This window comes from Polaribacter haliotis (genome assembly GCF_014784055.1).
In the GTDB taxonomy this organism is placed as follows: domain Bacteria; phylum Bacteroidota; class Bacteroidia; order Flavobacteriales; family Flavobacteriaceae; genus Polaribacter; species Polaribacter haliotis.
Genome location: NZ_CP061813.1, coordinates 1597866 through 1615419 on the forward strand (window position 1 = coordinate 1597866; position 17554 = coordinate 1615419).

The 17554-nt window shown below is 30.4% G+C and carries 15 protein-coding genes; 10 read left to right on the forward strand and 5 right to left on the reverse strand.

Annotated features, from left to right (window positions below; all coding sequences use genetic code 11):
- Nucleotides 1–13 precede the first annotated feature (13 nt).
- The 3 genes from H9I45_RS06730 (at nt 14) to H9I45_RS06740 (ending at nt 4597) form a co-directional block, all read left to right on the forward strand.
- Nucleotides 14–337 (forward strand): hypothetical protein, encoded by a 324-nt coding sequence (locus H9I45_RS06730; RefSeq protein ID WP_088354585.1) that lies wholly within the window; start codon nt 14–16, stop codon nt 335–337.
- Nucleotides 313–1083, forward strand: coding sequence for a M15 family metallopeptidase (locus H9I45_RS06735; protein ID WP_228455075.1), 771 nt, complete (start codon nt 313–315; stop codon nt 1081–1083). Before H9I45_RS06730 ends, H9I45_RS06735 begins: the two co-directional genes overlap by 25 nt.
- A gap of 73 nt (nt 1084–1156) precedes the next feature.
- Nucleotides 1157–4597 (forward strand): methylmalonyl-CoA mutase family protein, encoded by a 3441-nt coding sequence (locus tag H9I45_RS06740; RefSeq protein WP_088354587.1) that lies wholly within the window; start codon nt 1157–1159, stop codon nt 4595–4597.
- Between the two features lie 252 nt (nt 4598–4849).
- On the opposite strand, the gene H9I45_RS06745 is transcribed toward H9I45_RS06740, so the two are convergent.
- From H9I45_RS06745 to H9I45_RS06755, 3 genes are read right to left on the reverse strand one after another with little or no spacing between them, the layout of a single operon-like run.
- Nucleotides 4850–5485: a hypothetical protein gene (locus H9I45_RS06745; RefSeq protein WP_088354588.1), complete on the reverse strand. Its 636-nt coding sequence runs from the start codon at nt 5483–5485 to the stop codon at nt 4850–4852.
- A 44-nt stretch (nt 5486–5529) separates the two neighbouring features.
- A complete protein-coding gene (locus H9I45_RS06750; RefSeq protein ID WP_088354589.1) occupies nt 5530–6243 on the reverse strand; it encodes a YqjF family protein in 714 nt (237 codons plus the stop codon).
- A 6-nt stretch (nt 6244–6249) separates the two neighbouring features.
- Nucleotides 6250–6741, reverse strand: a complete 492-nt coding sequence (locus H9I45_RS06755; protein ID WP_088354590.1) for a pyridoxamine 5'-phosphate oxidase — start codon at nt 6739–6741, stop codon at nt 6250–6252.
- A 220-nt stretch (nt 6742–6961) separates the two neighbouring features.
- Here H9I45_RS06755 and H9I45_RS06760 point away from each other — a divergent pair, with 220 nt between their 5' ends.
- The 3 genes from H9I45_RS06760 (at nt 6962) to H9I45_RS06770 (ending at nt 8951) form a co-directional block, all read left to right on the forward strand.
- Entirely contained in the window at nt 6962–7489 is a 528-nt protein-coding gene (locus H9I45_RS06760) for a DUF8685 domain-containing protein (RefSeq protein WP_088354591.1), read from the forward strand.
- Between the two features lie 261 nt (nt 7490–7750).
- Nucleotides 7751–8296 (forward strand): sigma-70 family RNA polymerase sigma factor, encoded by a 546-nt coding sequence (locus H9I45_RS06765; RefSeq protein ID WP_088354592.1) that lies wholly within the window; start codon nt 7751–7753, stop codon nt 8294–8296.
- 82 nt (nt 8297–8378) lie between these two features.
- Nucleotides 8379–8951 (forward strand): PAS domain-containing protein, encoded by a 573-nt coding sequence (locus tag H9I45_RS06770; RefSeq protein WP_088354593.1) that lies wholly within the window; start codon nt 8379–8381, stop codon nt 8949–8951.
- A gap of 92 nt (nt 8952–9043) precedes the next feature.
- Here the strand turns inward: H9I45_RS06770 and H9I45_RS06775 are convergent, their stop codons facing one another.
- The gene (locus H9I45_RS06775) at nt 9044–11002 is read right to left on the reverse strand and encodes a YgiQ family radical SAM protein (RefSeq protein WP_088354594.1); all 1959 of its coding nucleotides are present in this window, start codon (nt 11000–11002) and stop codon (nt 9044–9046) included.
- Between the two features lie 216 nt (nt 11003–11218).
- Nucleotides 11219–11950 carry a DJ-1/PfpI family protein gene (locus H9I45_RS06780; protein ID WP_088354595.1) on the reverse strand — a complete coding sequence of 244 codons (732 nt, stop codon included), beginning with the start codon at nt 11948–11950 and terminating at the stop codon, nt 11219–11221.
- 293 nt (nt 11951–12243) lie between these two features.
- On the opposite strand from H9I45_RS06780, the gene H9I45_RS06785 reads away from it, so the two are divergent.
- From H9I45_RS06785 to H9I45_RS06800, 4 genes are read left to right on the forward strand one after another with little or no spacing between them, the layout of a single operon-like run.
- A complete protein-coding gene (locus H9I45_RS06785) occupies nt 12244–14169 on the forward strand; it encodes a CocE/NonD family hydrolase (RefSeq protein ID WP_088354596.1) in 1926 nt (641 codons plus the stop codon).
- Between the two features lie 17 nt (nt 14170–14186).
- Nucleotides 14187–16004, forward strand: a complete 1818-nt coding sequence (locus tag H9I45_RS06790; RefSeq protein WP_088354597.1) for a Xaa-Pro dipeptidyl-peptidase — start codon at nt 14187–14189, stop codon at nt 16002–16004.
- A 54-nt stretch (nt 16005–16058) separates the two neighbouring features.
- Complete coding sequence (locus H9I45_RS06795) at nt 16059–16475, forward strand: DUF4174 domain-containing protein (protein ID WP_088354598.1); 417 nt, start codon at nt 16059–16061, stop codon at nt 16473–16475.
- A gap of 11 nt (nt 16476–16486) precedes the next feature.
- Nucleotides 16487–17554 (forward strand): VOC family protein, encoded by a 1068-nt coding sequence (locus H9I45_RS06800; protein WP_088354599.1) that lies wholly within the window; start codon nt 16487–16489, stop codon nt 17552–17554.

The window sequence follows — 17554 nt, forward strand, 5'->3', positions numbered from 1 at the left end:
TTTATTTTTAAGCATGATTTTAATTTCGAAATATATCGTTCCCAAAGGTTTTACAGGAATTACACTTTTTCCATTTATATTTTTGAAGGAAACTGATTTTAAAGATGATAAAATCTTGGTAAATCACGAAAAAATTCATCTAAAACAACAGTTAGAATTATTAATAATCTTCTTCTATATTTTTTATCTATTTGAATGGTTTATCAAACTTATTAAATATAAAAATAGTTATATTGCTTATAAAAACATCAGTTTCGAACGTGAAGCTTATCTAAATGAAAAAGATTTTAACTACACTAAAAACAGAAAATTTTGGGCATTTTTAAATTATTTATAAACCTTTCTCTTTGTTTGCTACTTTTCGGAAATTGTAACAAACCTAAGAAACAAAAAACTGCAGAGATTGTATCTATTAAAGTTGATACAATTCCTAAAACACCAAAATATCTCACTAAAAATTATGTTTTAGGAAAGTTCGATTACATCAATAATGCTGATTTTGTTTTGGTTCCCAAAGAAATTTCTAACAAAAAAATATATTTAAGAAAAAAAGTTTTAACGGCTTTTTTAGAAATGAAAAATGCAGCTGAAAAAGAAAACATCAGTTTTAATATAATTTCTGGTACTCGAAATTTTAGTCATCAAAAAAGAATTTGGAATTATAAATGGAATACAAAATATAAAAATCTTCCTCCTTTAAAAAGGGCAAAAAAGATTTTAGAATTCAGTTCCATGCCTTCAACATCAAGACATCATTGGGGAACAGATTTGGACATCAACAGTTTAAATAATTCTTATTTTACAAAAGGAAAAGGGTTAAAGGAATATAATTGGTTGTTAAAAAATGCTTCAAAATTTGGTTTTTATCAAGTTTATACTTCAAAAGAAAATGGAAGAACAGGTTATTATGAAGAAAAATGGCATTGGACGTATTTGCCACTTTCATCAACCTATTTAAACTATTACAATATACATATTACATTAAATGATATTGCTGATTTTGAGGGTTCTGAATATGCACAAGAACTAAACATCATCAAAAATTATGTAAATGGTGTTAATTTAGAAATTTTAAAACCTTAAGAATTTCACAAAACAATCGTTATTTTTTGAAAATTCCGTAAATTGCAAGCCTAAAATCAAACATTTATTACGAATGGAGCAAATAAAACCATATAAACCTACACATAAAGTAAGAATTGTAACTGCAGCAGCATTATTTGACGGACATGATGCCGCAATTAATATTATGCGTAGAATTATACAATCTACTGGAGTTGAAGTGATTCATTTAGGTCATGACAGAAGCGTTGAAGAAGTAGTGAATTGCGCCATTCAAGAAGATGCAAATGCGATTGCGATTACTTCTTATCAAGGAGGACATAATGAGTATTTTAAATATATGTTCGATTTATTGCAAGAAAGAGGTGCAACTCACATCAAAATTTTTGGTGGTGGTGGAGGCGTAATTCTTCCTGAAGAAATTAAGGAATTAATGGATTATGGAATTACCAGAATTTATTCTCCAGATGATGGACGTGCCTTAGGTTTACAAGGAATGATAAATGATTTGGTAAAACAATCTGATTTCCCAAGCCCATCCTTAATCCTTCCCAAAGGGAAGGAACTAAAGAACTCTTTAAAAGAAAAAAACATAAATACAATTGCAAGATTAATTTCTTTTGCAGAAAATCAACATACAGAATTCGACAGGCTTTTTTCCCCTTTGGGGAAATTAAAAGGGGCTTCTACCCCAGTTTTAGGGATTACAGGAACTGGTGGAGCAGGAAAATCTTCTTTAGTGGATGAATTGGTTAGACGTTTTTTAATTGATTTCCCTGAAAAAACTATTGGATTAATTTCTGTAGACCCGTCAAAAAGAAAAACGGGTGGAGCACTTTTAGGAGACAGAATTCGTATGAATGCGATTAATAACGAACGTGTTTATATGCGTTCTTTGGCAACTCGTCAGTCTAATCTTGCCTTGTCTAAATATGTAAACGAAGCAATTCAGGTTTTAAAAGCTGCAGAATTCGATTTAATAATTTTAGAAACTTCTGGAATTGGACAATCGGACACCGAAATTATAGAACATTCAGATACTTCTTTATATGTAATGACACCAGAATTTGGTGCTGCAACACAATTAGAGAAAATTGATATGTTGGATTTTGCAGATTTAGTGGCAATTAATAAGTTCGACAAACGTGGTGCTTTAGATGCAGTTAGAGATGTGAAAAAGCAATACATGCGCAACAATAATTTGTGGGATGTTCATATGGACGATATGCCAGTTTATGGTACAATTGCTTCTCAATTTAACGATCCAGGAATGAATACGTTGTACAAACGTATTATGGATAAATTGGTCGAAAAAACCAATGTCGATTTAAAATCTTCTATGGAAATTACTAAAGAAATGTCTGAAAAGATATTTGTAATTCCACCAAGTAGAGTTCGTTATTTGTCTGAAATTGCAGAGAACAACAGAGCATATGACAAGAAGGTAAACGACCAAGTTGTAGTTGCTCAAAAATTATATGGAATTCATCAAACGATAGAATCTATTCTAAATTCTTATGTTGAAATCACTAAAACAGGATTAAATGAAGATGCTATTTTAGAGAAAACAGCTACTGAAGAAAAAGAATTTATCAAATTATTATTAGCACAATTCGAAAAAGTAAAACTGAATTTCGATCCTTTAAATTGGGAAATCATTTTAAACTGGGCTGAAAAAGTTCAGAAATATAAAGACCCAATTTATACCTTTAAAGTTCGTGATAAAGAGATAAAGATAGAAACTCATAGCGAGTCACTTTCTCATTCGCAAATTCCGAAAGTTGCCTTACCAAAATACCAAGCTTGGGGAGATTTATTACACTGGAATTTACAAGAAAATGTTCCTGGAGAATTCCCTTTTACAGCAGGTTTGTATCCTTTTAAAAGAACTGGAGAAGACCCAACAAGAATGTTTGCTGGTGAAGGTGGCCCAGAAAGAACAAATCGCAGATTTCATTATGTGAGTTTAGGAATGGACGCAAAACGTCTTTCTACAGCTTTCGATTCTGTTACTTTATATGGAAATGATCCTGGACACAGACCAGATATTTATGGTAAAATTGGAAATGCAGGTGTTTCAATTTGTTGTTTAGATGATGCTAAAAAATTGTATTCTGGTTTTGATTTAAGTCATCATATGACTTCTGTTTCGATGACGATTAATGGCCCAGCACCAATGCTATTAGGTTTTTTTATGAATGCAGCTATTGATCAGAATTGTGAGAAATACATTATTGAGCATAAATTAGAAAAACAAGTTGAAGCAAAATTTAAAGAAATCTACGAATCTAAAGGTTTAGACAGACCTGTTTATCAAGGGAATTTACCTGAAGGAAATAATGGCTTAGGTTTACTATTGTTAGGTTTAACTGGAGATTTGGTTTTACCTTCAGAAGTTTATCAACAAATAAAAAAAGACACTTTAGCGCAAGTTAGGGGAACTGTACAAGCGGATATTTTAAAGGAAGATCAGGCACAAAATACTTGTATTTTTTCTACGGAATTTGCTTTAAGATTGATGGGTGATGTGCAAGAGTATTTCATTGAAAAACAAGTTCGTAATTTTTATTCAGTTTCTATTTCTGGGTATCATATTGCTGAAGCTGGCGCAAATCCAATTACGCAATTAGCATTAACATTATCCAACGGATTTACCTACGTAGAATATTATTTAAGTCGTGGAATGGATATTAATAAATTCGGACCTAACTTATCTTTTTTCTTTTCCAACGGAATTGACCCAGAATATTCAGTAATTGGACGAGTTGCTCGAAAAATTTGGGCAAAAGCGATGAAAAATAAATACGGAGCCAACTCTAGAGCACAAATGTTAAAGTATCATATTCAAACTTCTGGACGTTCTTTACACGCGCAAGAAATTGATTTTAATGATATTAGAACTACGCTACAAGCTTTGTATGCCATTAACGATAATTGTAATTCTCTACACACAAATGCGTATGATGAAGCGATTACAACACCCACTGAAGAATCTGTAAGAAGAGCAATGGCAATTCAATTAATCATCAACAAAGAATTAGGTTTAACGAAAAACGAAAACCCGATTCAAGGTGCATTTATTATTGAAGAATTAACGGATTTAGTAGAAGAAGCGGTTTTAGCAGAATTCGATAGAATTACAGAACGTGGAGGCGTTTTAGGAGCGATGGAAACGATGTATCAACGTTCTAAAATTCAGGAAGAAAGTTTGTATTATGAAACATTGAAACACAATGGAAAATTTCCAATAATTGGTGTAAATACATTTTTAAGTTCTAAAGGTTCGCCAACAGTTCAGCCAGCAGAAGTTATACGTGCTACTGAAGAAGAAAAGCAGTTTCAAATTCAGACAAAAGAATTATTGAACAAAGCGAACCCTAATAAAGTTGTGGAACAAATTGCAATTTTACAAGAAGCGGCCATTCAAAATGAAAATTTATTTGATAAGTTGATGGAAGCAACCAAAGTTTGTTCTCTAGGGCAAATTACGGAAGCTTTGTTTAAAGTTGGTGGGCAGTATAGGAGGAATATGTAAGCAGACTCTTAATTTTGCAAAAGCAAAATTTTTAGAAGTCGCTTATGCTCGCGAAAGAGAGTATCTAAGGAAAACCAAAATTCTATTAAGAATCTTGTGTGAATCGCTTATCCCGCCATTTCAGAGGGACCTTATAGTTGTTATACTTGTAAAATTCACTTATTTCTATAAAACTAAACCTTATAATTTTTAAAAAATAACCAAAAAATCCGCACAAATTGTGCGGATTTTGGTTTTATTTAGTTTCAAATTTTAATACTTCTTATATTCTGTTTTACCAGATTTCAAGTAATTAATAATATGCTCTACAGCTCTTTCTTTTGCTTTATTTAATGTTTTAGTAAAATCAAACATAAAAACGGATTCTTCACCAATAACCACAAAATCTAAAATTTCTTTGCCATTATTTGCATCATAAATTTCTACTTTTACATTTATAACACAATACTCAACAGAAGTTGTATTGTTCATCCCTACTCCATTCATTCCCATTCCTCCAACATTATTCCACTCTACTCTGTTCGCAATTTCGAAATTTGAAAAGTAAATTACATAGTCAGAATTTTCTGTGTTTACGTCTTCGTATTTAAAACTATTGCTATCTATTAAAATTTTAGAAAAAAGATTATTGGCAAGTCCTTTTTTAGAGAATTGCGTCATAAAGTCTAAAGCGAAATCTCCTTTTTCCGGGAAATTTTTCTCAAATGTTTTTTTGAACTCATTTACTCTTACATCGTCTGTTGCAAAAACAATTACTTTCTTCGTCTCTGGTGTTTTTATATTTTCTTTTTTAGAGATATATTGTACATATTGTTTGTTTACTTTACAAGAAGATAAACTAACTATTGCTATTAAAAAGGCTATTATTACAATTGATTTTCTTTTCATTTTTATTTTTTGAGTCGCAAAACTACGCAATTTTGAAAGGCCTACTAATTTTTAAAAACAACTTTGTTTTCAACAGAAACTTCAGAACCTTCTAACAATAGTACTGAACTTGGTTTTTTATTATTTAAAAAGCCAAAATCTGTTCCATAATTGGCTTCAAAATCTACTTGAATTTCGTGTTTTGTAACTGGGTAATATTCCCAAGTTGGGTGTTTTACTTCGTATTCTGTAGTTTTATTATCGTTCATTTTGGAATATCCCCAATAGTGTTCTGCAATAAATTCTGTTTGTGAATTCTCTTCTATTTTTTGAGATTTTGTTTCTGCTTCTACTGAAACTTTTTCCCATTTGTTATTCACTTTCCATTCATAAGAAATATCCATTTTATTAGTATCTATATTCCAAGAATGTTTCATGGGTAAAGTTTGATAATGCTCGTTATAAAATACATTCGCCACAAAAGTAAGCATTCGTTTTGGCACAATTTCTTTAATGAAAACCACACCTCTTTTTACTCCACCTTCTACTTTTCTTTTTACATAAAAACGTAGATTAACCTCTTCAAAATTAATATGAAAAGGAACTTTTATGCCTAATAATCGTGTATTCATAAACATAAAACCGACTAAACTTACATAACATTTTCCTTCGAAAGTGTCTATTTCTGTTCCTTTTGGAACATATTTTTGTAATATTTCTGGCTGTACTTCATAATTCGCCATGATTAACTTTCTCCATTCTGCTTTTAAAAAACTCATGTTCTTTTAATTTTCTTTAGTCATTTTTCCTAAATTTATTTTCTCTGCTTTCGTAAACTTTATTTCTCTTATCTCACACATATCTTGCCATAAATATTTACTTCCTTTTAATCTTTTTGTTTGTCTTACTCTTCTCTGAAAAGCTCGTGCTTCTTTTTCTGTTGCTTCTCTTTTTATGCCTAATTCTCCATATAGTTTTACTCCTGCATACTCATCAAACTTCATTTTGAATAATGATTTTAACCAAAACCATTTGCTACTATTTACTGCCAATACACAAATGTTTTTATTCGCTTTTTCGTTTGATTTTAGTTTTGTCGCAAACTTTTCAAAATAAAAACCAGTCTGATTATCATTTAAAAACAAAGAACCAATTGGTGTTACTGTTGGTTGATTTTCTTTATTTACAGACGCAATAGAAACGTGCATATTTGCTCCAAATGATTTGCTAAAATGAGTTCTTATTTTTTGCCAGTTTTCTTTTATGTTGATTTCCATATTATTTATTTTATTGGAAGTAAATCGTTAAAAATATATTATTGAAGAAAAAGTGAGAAATAATTTTATTTATGCTGTATTTTCAAACTTTCAATAATTATTGAAATATAAATAATAAAATGTTATTGATAGATTTATTATCTTTATTTAAACAAATTTGATTTGTTTTCTCAAATTTTATACATAAGAATTATACTAAAAAAATTAAATTACTAAACCAATGAAATTATTAGGAATAGGCTCAAGAATTAATCATACTAATTATGGTTTTGGAGTCGTAACAAATGTAGATAACAAACAATATTGGGTAACTTTTCAAGAAAACGGATTGGAAACAATTCCTTTAAATGACGAATTTGAAACAATCGAAGCAGTTGAAAATGAAGTAGATTCCGTTTCTTTTATGGATGTAGAAAGTAGTCTTAAAAAGATTTTAAGACAATGGTCTGATGTTACAGAAATTGCACCAATAGCAGACAAATGGAAAAAAGGAACATTAATTATGCAACCTGCAGATTCAAGTTTATCAAACAAAGAAATTCCTATTGACACATTTTTTCATAAAATTGTTATGGTAAGAGATCGAATTCGTGTAATGGAACAAAAAATAAATTCAAGTAAAACTTTAGATGACCAAGATAAAATTGATTTGCAACAGTATATCACCAGAATTTATGGAAGTTTAACCACTTTTAATGTCTTGTTTAAGGTGAAATCAGATCATTTTACGGGAGTGAAATCAAAATAAATATATTTTTTTGCATCTTTTTTAAAATTTGGTAGTCTACTATATGAACATTAAAATTAATTAAGATGAAAAATTATAAAAATGAATGTACTTGTAACTGTGAAGGTTGCAAAACTGGGGATTGTAAAAATTGTACGTGCACAAACTGTACTTGTAGTAATTGTAATTGTTAATATTTTGTCATTTCGAGTGAAGTCGAGAAATCTTTACAATAAAAAGACCTTTCGACTTTGCTCAAGGTGACAAAAACAAAAATAAGAAATGACCACAAACCAAGTTTGGACAAAACATCATTTAGATTTACAAAAATTTATCATCAGCAAAGTGAAGAACAAAACAATTGCTGATGATCTTTTACAAGACACTTTTTTGAAAATTCACACAAAACTGCATACTTTAAAAGATGAAAGTAAACTAAAATCTTGGTGTTTTACGATTGCTCGAAATTCAATATTAAATTATTGGAGAGCAAATAATAAAACTGTAGAAATTGCAAATTTTGAAACTGAAACTGCTTCAGAAATAATAAAAAATGAACATACTGAAGAAGATTGTTTGCGTGGTATTTTAAATACACTTCCAAAGAAATATAGAACTCCTTTATTTTTATCCGACATAAAAGGCTTGAAACAACAAGAAGTTGCAGATCAATTAAAGCAAACCTTACCTACTACAAAATCTCAAATTCAAAGAGCACGAAAATTAATCGCACAAGGTTTTATGGATTGTTGTGGTTTTGTAATGAATGAAGAAGGAAATTTAGTTGGGGAAATTCAAGATAAAGCAGATTGCAAAGTTTGCAATTAACAGATAATTAGTTCTTATTTCTATATACATTGCCTTAATTTTAGTAGTTTCGCTCTATAAATTTTGATAAAATTAAAGTTCCATGAAAAATAAACTGGCAAATATGATGTGTTTAGATTTATTTTTATCTTCTCAAGAAACTTCAGATTATAACGCTATTAAAGAATCTATTACACCTACAGATTCTAAAAAACTACCTTTACTTAGCTTCGATTTTTATAACAACTATTTTTCTTCGGAAATGGAACTTCTAGACAACAAAAGTGATATCAATCATGTAAAAGAATTGGCTTCTAAATTCGATTGGAAAAATAATTTTGAAAACTTATTTAAAGACCAAAAGTTTGAGGCAATTGTAATTACAGATATTAATCAAAATATTGTTTGGGTAAATGAAGGTTTTACAAAAATGACTGGTTTTACAAAGAATTTCGCCTTAAAAAAATCGCCTACTTTTCTTCAAGGTGAAGAAACCTCATTAGAAACTAAAAAGAGAATTCGAAATAAAATCGCAAAAAACACCCCATTTTCTGATGTAATTATCAACTACAAAAAAGACAAAACTCCTTATAAATGCGAGTTGAAAATATTCCCTTTATATAGCAAAAAAACGACTCATTTTATTGCACTAGAGAAATCTGTGGCTTCGTTTTAACATGAATTTCTTTTACTTTTAAGTAAATTCAATAAAAATTATTTTTTTTTAGCAAAATAGATCCCATAAATGTATTAACGAAAAAAGCCTTTTTATCTCCTCCTTTTAGGAGCTCTACTCACCTTCTTTTTCCTTCTATTAAAAGGCACAGCATCATCAAAAGTATTTTTAGTTTCTTTTGCTTTTTTATTCTTTTTCCAAGAATTATTTTCAGGCAATAATTTTTGAAGCAAGTCTTGTCTACCAACTTTATTTAACGTGTTACGAATCCAATCTTTGTTTTCTTTTTTATACCAAAAGAAAAATTTATGTTGGTCTTCACGCTCCTTTTTTGTTTTTGGAGTTTTAGTTGGTTTTAAAGTATAAGGATGATATCCTGAATAATAAATAACAGTTGCAACTGTCATTGGAGTTGGCGTAAAACCCTGAACTTGTTCCAGTTGAAAACCCATATCTTTTGTTTCAGCTGCCAAATTTGCCATATCTTCTACTTCACTTGCAGGATGGCTTGATATAAAATAAGGAATCAATTGAAGGTTTAATTTCTTCTTGATATTTATCTTATCAAAACGCTCTTTAAACATGTGAAAATATTTAAAAGAAGGTTTACGCATCAATTTTAAAACGGGGTCAGAAGTATGTTCTGGTGCTACTTTTAAACGACCAGAAACGTGTTTTGTCATTACTTCTTCTGTGTATGCATCCAACTCTTTTGGGTCTGCGTTTTTATTGAATTCTGGCACCAACATATCATGTCTAATTCCACTTCCAATAAAAGATTTTTTAATTTTCGGATGCTTATCAACAGCTTGATATAATTCCGTTAATGGTTTGTGAGAAGTATCTAAATTAGAACAAATCACTGGCGAAATACAACTTGGCGCAACACATTTGTCGCAAATAGATTGTACTTTCCCTTTCATCTGATACATGTTGGCAGAAGGTCCACCAATATCGGATAAATAGCCTTTAAAATCTGGCATATTTGCCACTTTATCAATTTCTTTTAAAACCGATTCCTGACTTCTACTCGCAATAAATTTTCCTTGATGTGCCGAAATTGTACAAAAACTACAACCACCAAAACATCCTCTATGAATATTTATCGAGAATTTTATCATTTCAAACGCAGGTATTGGCCCACGCTTGTTATATTTTGGATGTGGTAAACGTGTAAAAGGCAAATCGAAAGAACCATCAATTTCCTTTTCTGTCATTGTAGGAAAAGGCGGATTTATCATCAACGTTTTTCCAGCAACTTCTTGTAAAATTCTTCTTGCTTTTAATTTATTCGATTCTTGTTCAATCGTTTTAAAGTTAGAAGCAAACGTTTTTTTATCTTTTAAACACGCCTCATGAGAGTTGATTGTTACATCTTCCCAATCATTTACAACCGGCATTTTTTCTGTTTTTGTATCAATAAAAACAGCTGTTTGTTTTATGTTTTTTAAACTCGAAAAAGGAACTCCTTTTTGCAATAATTCTACAATTTCACGCAAAGGTTGTTCACCCATTCCATAAACTAACATGTCAGCTTTAGACGTTTCTAAAATCGTTGGCAACAACTTATCAGACCAATAATCGTAATGTGTTACACGTCTTAAAGAAGCTTCAATACCACCAATTAAAACTGGCACTTCTGGGAATTTTTCTTTTAATATTTTCGAATAAACCGAAGTTGCATAATCAGGTCTAAAACCTTTATCACCATTAGGTGTGTACGCATCTTTGTCACGTCTTTTTTTGCTTGCAGTATAGTTAGAAACCATAGGATCCATACAACCACCAGTTACACCAAAAAACAATCTTGGTTTCCCTAATTTTTCGAAATCTTGCAAGTTATCATTCACACTAGGTTGAGGCACAATTGCCACTCTTAAACCGTAACTTTCTAAAATTCTTCCAATTACAGCTGGCCCAAATGACGGATGATCCACATACGCATCTCCACTAAATAAAATCACGTCCAATTCCTCCCAACCACGAATTTTTACTTCCTTGTTTGTTGTTGGCAACCAGTCTGTTAATTGATGTTTATTTGTTTCTTGCATAGTTTGCAAAAATACGAGAATTTTATTTGAAAAAAACGTTTAATTCAGAAAAGTGAACCAGAAATATTAAATTAAGTTTTATATTTTTTTGAAGCTATTTCCAGCTTTCACTACTCGCTTTTTTTATTCAAAAAAGAATAAAAAAGAGCTCAAACAAACCGTTCAATCTGGGCTATACTTGTTTGCTAACTATTATCATTATTTCTAAGTCAAAAATTACTCAACAATCAAATGAGGAACAGTATCTATATTCCAATCTATAACCAAACCACCAGCCAACGATTTTGCTACTTCTTTACCGTATAAAAATTCACATAAATACAAAGCCGCTTCAAAAGATTTTGCGCCTCCAGCAGACGTTATATATTTTCCATCATGGACAAATAAAACGTCTTTTCTAATATCTAATGTTGGGAACATTTCTCTCATTTTGTCAATATCACTTGGGAAAGTTGTGGAAACTTTGTCTTTTAATAATCCTGCTTTTGCCAAAACAAATGCGCCATCGCAATGAGAGGTAACGTAAATTGCTTCTTTATCTACTTTTTGCACAAAGTCAATCATAGCTTTGTCTTCTAAATCGGAATCTAAATGATGCTCTGCAGATGGAACTACTAAAATATCGATTTTTGGTAAACTATCTTTTAAATAATTAAAGTCAGGTAGAATTCGCATTCCTTCGAAAGTAGTAATTGGTTTGTCTGTATTTGCTACAGTAAAAACATTCATCGACTTTATACTTTTTCTAAAAATAGTATGCTGAAAAATATCAAAAGGTGCAGTTAGTTCTGTATTAAAAGTCCCATCCATAATTAGGAAAGCAACATTGTATCTGTCTTTTTCTAATTTTGGAAACGTTTTTTCTACTGTTGTACTTTTTTTGTCTTCAACTTTGGAAACACAACCAATAAACAGCATTAAACCTATTATGTAAAGGAATTTATTCATCTTCTAAAATGTTTTTCACAAAATTAGTGTTTCCTTTTTTAAATATCTAAAATCATTGAGTTTTAGATATTTTTAGCTTATAAATTCTTTTAAAATACCGTAATTATTCTAACTCTTAATAGTTTGCAAACAGGTTTAGCCCAGATTGAAGTGGCATCCTTTTTGTTTTTCACAAAAAGATATAACGTAAAGCTGGAAATAGCTTCTAATAAAAATAGAATTCATTTTAACAAAAGAATTTTACACAACTCTTTTTAGTTTCGTAGATTTATGCCAAACTAATTTAACTTAACATGAAAAAAGTTCTCCTTTTAACCATTTTTAGTCTATTTCTTTTCAGTTCTTGTAATCCTACAAAGGAAAAAGAAGATAAAAAAGATACGTATGTTGCCGATAATTACACGAAAAAAGAGGTAAATATTACAATGAGAGATGGTACAAAGCTCTACACAACCATTTATTCTCCTAAAGATACTTCTAAAAAATACCCGATTTTAATGCAGAGAACTCCTTATAGTTCTGCACCTTATGGAGAAGGAAAAATGAAAACCAAAATTGGCCCAAATGTTCATTTAATGAAAGAAGGAAATATTGTGGTGTACCAAGATGTGCGTGGACGATGGATGAGTGAAGGTGTGTATGATAATATGCGTGCTTATATTCCGAATAAAAAAGAAAACGAATCTGATGAAGTTTCTGATACGTATGACACGATTGATTGGTTGGTAAAAAACGTAGAAAACAACAACGGAAATGTTGGAACTTGGGGAATTTCTTATCCTGGACATTATGCAACAGTTTCTACAATAGATGCACATCCTGCATTAAAAGCGGCTTCTCCACAAGCTTGTATTGGCGATTTTTTCTTTGATGATTTTCATCATAATGGAGCATTTTTATTGAGTTATTTTAGAGCGATTTCACTTTTTGGAACATATAAAGACACACCAACAGATTCTGCTTGGTATTCTTTTCCGAAGATGAATTCGCAAGATCAATATCAGTTTTTCTTGGATAAAGGTCCTTTAAAAAACTTGAATGAATATTTTCAGTATGATAAATTAGACGTAAAAACTGCTGAAAATAAAGATAGAATTGACGATTATTTCTGGAAAGAAATTACTGAACACCCAAATTACGATTCGGTTTGGAAAAGTAAAGGAATTATACAACATATGGACAAAGTACCATCTACTGTAGCAACCATGGTTGTTGGTGGTTGGTTTGATGCTGAAGATTTATATGGCCCTTTAGAGACTTATAAAGGAATAGAAAAACATGGAAAAGGAAATTACAACACGCTTGTTTTTGGACCTTGGGATCATGGAAAATGGGCAAGAAATACTGTAAAAAATTATGTTGGTAATTATTATTTTGGAGATTCAATTTCTTTAAATTTTCAAAAAAATATTGAAACCAAATTCTTTAATCATTTCTTAAAAGGAAATGGAGATAAAAATTCTGGTTTGCCTGAAGCGTATGTTTTTGATTCTGGTAAAAAAGAATGGAAAAGTTACGATGCTTGGCCTCCAAAAAATGTTGAAAAAGAATCATTTTTCTTAAATTCTGACCAAGAATTAAAAAAGACTCATAATGGAAAATTCACTAAAAAAATCGATTTTATTAGTGATGTAAAACGTCCTGTTCCTTATTCTGAAGATATTAAAACGGTTTTTACACCAAGAAAATACATGACAGATGACCAACGTTTTGCGGCAAGAAGACCAGATGTTTTGGTTTTTGAAATGGATATTTTAACGGAAGATTACACATTGGCTGGAGATATTTTGGCAAAACTAAAAGTAGCAACTACAGGAACTGCAGCAGATTGGATTGTGAAGGTGATTGATGTGCATCCTTCAGAAATTGAAACTGATAAAGAAAATGACAAACTACAAGATCATTTAAAAATGAGTAATTATCATTTAATGGTTAGAAGTGAAGTTTTACGTGGACGTTTTAGAAATAGTTTCGAAAACCCAGAACCATTTACTCCAAACAAAAAAACAGATGTAAATATAAAGTTACAAGATGTTTTTCATACGTTTAAAAAAGGTCATAAATTACAGATTCAAGTCCAAAGTACTTGGTTTCCTTTAATCGATTTGAATCCGCAAACGTATGTAGATAACATTTACAAAGCAGACGAAAAAGATTTTAAAACGCAAACACACACAGTTTTTACAGATTCTACAATTGAATTTTCTGTATTAAAATAAATATCAAACTATAAGAAATGAAAAAAACAATTTTAATTTTTTTATTTGCTTTTATCTCGCAAATAAACGCACAAGAAAAAACAACACCCTTTTTTAAAGATGGAGAAGCACAAATTGTAGATGGCTTTAAAGATTCTAGTAAATGGATTCGTCATGATTTATGGGTAGAAACTACTTTTGACACTGATGGAGATGGAAAATTAGACAGAATGCATGTAGATGTAACAAGACCAGCACAAACAGAAACCGAAGGTTTAAAATTACCTGTAGTTTACGAATCGAGTCCTTATTATTCTGGAGTTGCTGCAGGAGGAAGAGAATTATTCTGGAATGTAAAACATGAGTTAGGAGAAAGAGTTCCTAATCCTGTGCATCCAAGTGTAATTAGAAGAGGAAAAAGACCAATTATATCGAATTCTCAAATTAGAACTTGGGTACCAAGAGGCTATATTGTTGTACACTCTTCTTCTCCAGGAACTGGTCTGTCTGACGGTTCTCCAACAGTTGGTGGAGACAACGAATCTTTAGCACCAAAAGCAGTAATCGATTGGTTAAATGGTCGTGCAAAAGGGTTTTCTGAAAGAGAAGGGAATGAAGAAGTGAAAGCATATTGGACTACAGGAAAAGTAGGTATGACAGGAACTTCTTATAATGGAACCATTCCTTTAGCAGCTGCCACAACTGGTGTTGATGGTTTAGAAGCAATTATTCCTGTTGCACCTAATACTTCTTATTATCATTATTATCGTTCTAATGGCTTAGTGCGTTCTCCTGGAGGTTATTTAGGAGAAGATATTGATGTTTTATACGATTTTATTCATAGTGGAAAAGAAGAAAATAGAGCCAGGAATAACAAAATTGTTCGTGATACAGAAATGGCAAATGGAATGGACAGACTTTCTGGAGATTATAACGATTTTTGGGCTGGAAGAGATTATATAAATGACATGAAACCAATGAAAGCAGCTTTGTTAATGTCTCATGGTTTTAACGATTGGAACGTAATGCCAGAACATAGTTATAGAATTTATAAAAAAGCTACAGATATGGGTTTACCAACTCAGGTTTATTATCACCAAAATGGACATGGAGGACCACCTCCAATGAAAATGATGAATCGTTGGTTTACGCATTATTTATTTGGTGTTGATAATGGAGTAGAAAATGATGCAAAAGCTTGGATTGTTAGAGAGAATGACAAACAAAACGAACCAACTGCTTACGCTGCATATCCAAACCCCAAAGCAGAAAACGTAACTTTTTATTTAGGTTCTGGAGCTCCAAGTGTTGGAAGTTTACAACTTAATAAATTAGGTTCAAAAGAAAAAGAAACATTGGTAGATAACTATTCTTTCTCTGCAGAATCTCTAGCAAAGGCAGATTATACAAACCATCGTTTATTATATGTAACTCCAATTTTAAAAGAAGATGTTCATATTTCTGGTTTATCTACAATAACTATAAAAGCAGCAAGTTCTAAGAAAGCGGTAAACTTATCTGTCTATTTAGTTTCTTTACCTTGGAATTCTGGGAGAAACACAAAAATTACAGACAATATTATTACACGTGGTTGGGCAGATTTACAAAACTATAAATCATTAACTAAAAGTAAACCACTTAAAAAAGGGAAATTTTACGAAATGACTTTCGAATTACAACCAGATGATCAAATTATTAAAAAAGGACAACAAATTGGTTTAATGATTTTCTCTAGTGATTCTGAATATACTTTATTACCAAAGCCAGGTACAGAACTAACTGTAGATTTAGAAGGTACAACAATTACTATTCCTATTGTTGGTGGAAAAGATGCTTTTAAAAAATCTGTTGAATAACAGAAAAAAACTTTAAAAGGTCTTGTTAATTAATTAACAAGACCTTTATTTATTATGAGATTTACAACGATTCTTTTTTTATTTATTACATTTATTTCTTTTAGTCAAGACATTAATAAACACCAATGGAAAAATAGGGTTCTATTGGTTTATACTGATAATGTAAATAGTTCTGAATTTAAAAACCAAACCTTAATTCTTCAAGAACACAAAAAAGAACTATTAGAAATAAAAATACTTGTATATCGATTTTCTAAAGATGTTTATAACTTCAATTTTAAAGAAAATTGGCAAAAATCAAACTCTTTGTATAAAAAATACGTACATAATTTAAAGTCTTTTAAAGTTCTTTTAATTGGTTTGGATGGTGGTATTAAATTGGAACAAAATTCAGTTTTAAAATCTAATAAATTATTTGCATTAATAGATGGAATGCCCATGAGAAAAAGAGAATTGAAAAATAAAAATTAGGGTATTTATAAATGACAGAAAAACTAATTTACGGAATTCAACAAATAGGAATTGGTGTTGAAAATGCAGACAAAGCTTTTAAATGGTATGCAAAAACTTTAGGTGCAGATGCTTTAATTTTTGATGATAACAACGAAGCTACATATATGGCAAAATATATGGGTGGAAAATCTCGAAAAAAGAGAGCTTTGTTGGCTTTAAACATGCAAGGTGGTGGTGGTTATGAAATTTGGCAATACACCAATAGAAAACCTTCTAAACCTAAAAACCCTTTTAAATTGGGCGATTTAGGAATTCAGTTCTCAATCATAAAAACGAAAAATATTTCTAAAACGTTTGATAGGCTAAAGCAATTAAATGAAAATATTATTTCTAAAATTTCTACAGAACCAGATAATGGAAAGAGTTTTTATTTAAAAGACCCGTTTGATAATATTCTAAAAATTAAAGAATTTAATTCTTTTTACGATAATAAAAAACTTGATGTTGGAGGCATTTATGGAACATCCATTGGAGTTTCTAATATTGAAACTTCTCTAAAATTATACAAAGATATTTTAGGTTATGACAAAATTGAGTTTGATAAAACTGGGGTTTTTGAAGATTTAAAAACCCTTAATAATGGTGATAAGAAGTTTAGAAGAATCCTGCTTTCTCATTCAGAAAAAAGAGTTGGTGGTTTTGCCAAATTGTTTGGAGATAGCCAAATTGAATTGATTCAATCTTTAGAAAACACACCAGATAAAATTTTTGAAGATAGATATTGGGGAGATTTAGGCTACATTCACTTATGTTTTGATATTAGAAATATGGATACACTTAAAAATGAATGTGAACAAAAAGGAGTTCCTTTTCAAGTAATTAGTTCCGAATCTTTTGATATGGGAGAAGCAAATGGACATTGGGGTTATATTGAAGATTTTGATGGAACTTTAATCGAATTTATAGAAACTCATAAAGTACCGTTGATTAAAAAGTTGGGAATAAACATCAACCTAAAAAATAGAAATCCTAAAAAACCATTACCAAATTGGATGATTAAAGGAATGAATTTAAAACGTGTAAAGAAATTCAACTAA